The sequence below is a fragment of the Trebonia sp. genome (genome assembly GCF_030042015.1).
Classification (GTDB): domain Bacteria; phylum Actinomycetota; class Actinomycetes; order Streptosporangiales; family Streptosporangiaceae; genus Trebonia.
In genome coordinates this window covers 1-4,019 of record NZ_JASIAL010000184.1, presented here as the reverse complement: position 1 = coordinate 4,019, position 4,019 = coordinate 1, and the positions used below count along the sequence as shown (strand labels likewise).

Below are 4,019 nucleotides of genomic sequence, written 5' to 3'. Positions count from 1 at the left end.
GCGTCCGTCCTGGTCGAGGCGATCAACTCGGTCGACGTTCCCGCGTTCCCGATCGACTCAAGCGCCGCCGCGTTCGCGGTGATCGACAAGGTGCCCGCGGCCAACGTCGCGTTCCTCGCCGACGCCTACCACCTCGCGACGATGGGAGAAGACGTGCCGCGGGTGCTGTCGCGGCACCGGGACCGGATCGGTCACGTGCAGATCGCCGACCCGCCGGGGCGAGGCGCGCCCGGCACCGGGACGCTGGACTTCGAGCCGCTGTTCGCGCAGCTCGCCGCGCAGGGCTACGCGGGCAGCGTCGGGCTGGAGTACTTCCCTGCCGACCCGGCGGACAGCTCCGGCAGTTTCGGGTGGCTATGAGCGAGACGCTGGTCATCAGGTCGACCCGGGTGGCGCTGCCTGATGGGGTACGGGAGGCGGCCGTGCTCGTTCGGGATAAAAGGATCGCGGACATCGCGGCCTACGGTGCCCAGCTTGGCGCGGCCGCGGATGTGGACCTCGGCGAGCTTGCCCTGCTGCCCGGACTGGTGGACACGCATGTGCACGTGAACGAGCCGGGGCGGACCGAGTGGGAGGGGTTCGCGACCGCCACCAGGGCGGCGCTGGCAGGCGGGATCACGACGATCTGCGACATGCCGCTGAACTCGGTGCCGGCGACGACGTCGGCGGCGGCGCTGCGCGCGAAGGCCGCGGCGGCGGCCGGCCAGTGCGCGGTGGACGTGGCGTTCTGGGGCGGCGCGGTGCCGGGAAACCTCGGCGAGCTCTCGGCGCTGCTTGACGCGGGCGCGGTCGGGTTCAAGTGCTTCCTGATCGACTCAGGTCTGCCGGAGTTCGCTCCGCTCGACCGCGGTGAGCTGCGGGCCGCGATGAAGGCCGTCGCCGCCGACGGCGCGCCGCTGATCGTGCACGCGGAGGACCCCGGTGAGGTGACCGCGCCCCGCGGGCCCGGTTACGACGCCTTCGTGGCGTCCCGGCCGACGGTCGCCGAACGGCGGGCGATCGAGACCGTGGTGTCCGCCGCCGCCGCGACCGGTGCGCGGGCGCACATCGCGCACCTGGCCGCCGGTGACTGCGCGGCGCTGATCGGCGCGGCCAAGGCGGCCGGGGTCCTGCTGTCCGCGGAGACCTGCCCGCATTACCTGTTCTTCGCCGCCGAGGAGGTGCCGGACGGGCGCACCGAGTTCAAGTGCTGCCCGCCGATCAGGTACGCGGCCAACAGGGAGGCGCTGTGGCGGGCCCTCGCGGCGGGCGTGATCGACTGCGTGGTCTCTGACCACTCGCCGTGCGCGCCTGCCCTGAAGGACCTGGCGGGCGGGGACTTCAGGACCGCGTTCGGCGGGATCGCGTCGCTGCAGGTCGGGCTGCCCGCGGTGTGGTCGGTGGCGGGGCGGCGGGGACACTCGCTGGCAGACGTCGCCCGGTGGATGTCCGCGTTCCCCGCGTCGCTGGCGGGGCTGCCGTCGAAAGGGCGGATCGCCGTGGGCTGTGACGCGGACCTGGTGGCGTTCGACCCGGTGGCGTCGTTCGCGGTGCGGGGGGAGGATTTGCTGCACCGGCACCCGGTCACCCCGTATGAGGGGCGGACGCTGACCGGGCGGGTGTCCCGGGTATGGCTGGGCGGCGTTGAAGTCGACGCTGCCGGGCCGCCGCGCGGGCGTCTGCTGCGGCGCGGGGGCGGCGAGATGTGATGGGCGGCGTGCTTGTTCGTGGCGACAGTTGCCGCCTTCGCGAGAGGCTGACCATGGCTGAGCGGGTGCTGATCGCCCCGGACAAGTTCAAGGGCAGCCTGTCCGCGGGCGAGGTCGCCGACCGGGTCGCGTGCGGCCTGGCGCGCGCGGGCTTCGCCGGCGATGCCGTGCGGCTGCCGGTCGCCGACGGGGGTGACGGGACGGTCGACGCGGCGGTCACGGCGGGCTACCAGCGGATTGTCGCCGGGGTGTCCGGACCCGTCGGGCGGCCGGTCGCCGCCGCGTTCGGGCTGCTTGACGGGACCGCGGTCATCGAGGCGGCGCAGGCGTGCGGGCTGTCGCGGCTGGGGGCCGGCTCGCTCGCGCCCTTGACGGCATCCAGTTTCGGCGTCGGCGAGCTGATCCTGGCGGCCATCGGGATCGGCGCCACCCGGATCGTGCTCGGCCTCGGCGGGGTCGCCACCACGGACGGCGGGGCCGGGCTGGTGCAGGCGCTCGGGGCGCGGCTCGCCGACGGCCGCGGGCGGGAGCTCGCGCCGGGCGGGGCGGCGCTGGCCCGGCTCGCCGCGCTTGACCTGTCACGGATGTCCGACCTGTCCGGCGTCGAGTTCCTCGTGGCGAGCGACGTGGACAACCCGCTGCTCGGGCCGTCGGGGGCGGCCGCGGTCTACGCGCCGCAAAAGGGCGCGTCGGCCGCGGACGTCAAGCTGCTCGAGGCGGGCCTGGCGCGCTGGGCGGACGTGGCGGAGGCGGCTGAGGCGGCTGAGGCGGCGTGCGGCCGGGGCGGGAACGCCGCCCGCGACGCGCCCGGCGCCGGGGCCGCGGGCGGGCTTGGCTTCGCGGCGCTGCTGTTCCTGCGCGCCCGGCTGCGGCCAGGGATCGCGCTGCTGCTCGACATGCTCTCGTTCGGCCGGCAGCTGGACGGCGCGCGGCTGGTGATCACCGGCGAGGGCGCGCTCGACGCGCAGACGCTGCGCGGCAAGGCCCCGGTAGGCGTGGCGCGCGCGGCCGCCGCGCACGATCCGCCGGTCCCTGCGGTCGCGGTCGCCGGGGTGTGCACGCTGTCCGCCGCGCAGTTGGCCGCGGCCGGGATCGCGGCCGCCTATCCGCTCACCGCCATCGAACCCGACGCGGGCCGCTCCATGGCGAACGCGGGGCCGCTCGTCGAGCGGCTCGCGGAGCACATCGCCGCCGACTGGCTTCGGTGATGCCGTCCGAGACCGTTGACGTCGGTCGCCTCGCGGCGGATGGCCGGGAGACGCCGGATCGCGAAGACTTTTTTTCTGGACGAAGACTTGTGTACCCGGAAGTGCAAAATCTCTACTCGATAAAATGAGTCTTCGCGACAACGCGGCGCGGGCGATGGGGCAGGGCTGTTCACGTGGCTAGCGGGGCGAGAGTTGCTTCGGCGACCGTTTCGCAGTCGTCGGCGTAGGTGAACGTGGCGCGCACCCGCTCCCCGGCGAGGATGCGCGGCAGCCAGTACCTCGCGTCGTCCCACATGCGGTCGAGCGGAAGGCCGGTGACCGGGAACCATTCGGGGGTGATCTCGGCGGTCTCCGCCGCCTCGCCCGTCCAGTCGGCGCCGGTGAAGATCGAGACCGTCATGTCCCACCGCGGGCACACAGGGAACAGGAACGTCACGTAGGCGGCCTCGCGCAGGGCCGCGGGCGGCACGTCGATCCCCGCTTCCTCTTTCACCTCGCGGGCGGCCGCGTCGGCCGGGGACTCCCCGGGTTCGACGTGCCCGCCGAGCCCGACGATCTTCCCGGTGCCGAAGCCGGTCTTCTTGTGCCCGAGGAGCACCTGGCGCTGGCCGTCGCCGCCGATCCGGGTGAGCAGGCACAGGCACGTGGCGATGAGGGGCACGACGCCAGTATCTCAGGACGGGCGCCGCGGCGGCAGTTACGAGTGCGCCCCCGCGCAGGAGGCGTAGGACTCAAGCGCGGCGGTCACCGCCTCGTCCTCGGTGGGGAGCGCGGCACCCCGCTTGGCCGCCGCGTCCCGCAGCCGGGCGGCCAGCGCCGGGTCTTCGAGCACCAACCGGACCGCGTTCGCCAGGCTCACGGGGTTCCCTGGCGGCACGAGGAGCGCCGCGCCCTTGCCGGTGAGGTCCGGTATTCCGCCGGCCCGTGACGCGACGATCGGCACGCCCGCGCGCAGCGCCTCCTGCAGCACAAGCGGCTGGCCTTCCCACTGGCTGGGCAGCACGAACACCGCGGCCGCCGCCAGCAGCGCGGGCACGTCGTCGCGGTGCCCCGGGAATCTCGCGTCCACCCCGAGAGAGACCGCCCTGGACTGCAGGCTCACCGACAGCGGGCCGTCGCCGGC

General features: G+C 74.4%; 5 protein-coding genes. 3 read left to right on the top strand and 2 right to left on the bottom strand.

The window, feature by feature from the left end:
• The 3 genes from Q1N79_RS09470 to Q1N79_RS09460 all read left to right on the top strand — a co-directional run.
• A partial coding sequence (locus Q1N79_RS09470; protein WP_300606959.1) for a TIM barrel protein occupies positions 1 to 360 on the top strand: 360 nt, incomplete at its 5' end.
• On the top strand, positions 357 to 1,688 hold the full coding sequence (allB, locus tag Q1N79_RS09465) for an allantoinase AllB (RefSeq protein ID WP_300606961.1): 1,332 nt from the start codon (positions 357 to 359) through the stop codon (positions 1,686 to 1,688). The genes Q1N79_RS09470 and allB, both read left to right, overlap by 4 nt.
• 53 nt (positions 1,689 to 1,741) lie before the next feature.
• Positions 1,742 to 2,896, top strand: coding sequence for a glycerate kinase (locus tag Q1N79_RS09460; protein WP_300606956.1), 1,155 nt, complete (start codon positions 1,742 to 1,744; stop codon positions 2,894 to 2,896).
• Positions 2,897 to 3,065: 169 nt separating this feature from the next.
• Here Q1N79_RS09460 and Q1N79_RS09455 read toward each other — a convergent pair whose 3' ends face one another.
• Positions 3,066 to 3,557, bottom strand: a complete 492-nt coding sequence (locus Q1N79_RS09455) for an 8-oxo-dGTP diphosphatase (protein ID WP_300606954.1) — start codon at positions 3,555 to 3,557, stop codon at positions 3,066 to 3,068.
• Positions 3,558 to 3,593: 36 nt separating this feature from the next.
• A partial coding sequence (locus Q1N79_RS09450) for a glycosyltransferase family 4 protein (RefSeq protein WP_300606951.1) occupies positions 3,594 to 4,019 on the bottom strand: 426 nt, incomplete at its 5' end.

Bases quoted from the DNA above. Each gene is read 5' to 3' on its own strand.
- Q1N79_RS09460 (WP_300606956.1), top strand. From the start codon at position 1,742: ATGGCTGAGCGGGTGCTGATCGCCCCGGACAAGTTCAAGGGCAGCCTG.
- allB (WP_300606961.1), top strand. From the start codon at position 357: ATGAGCGAGACGCTGGTCATCAGGTCGACCCGGGTGGCGCTGCCTGAT.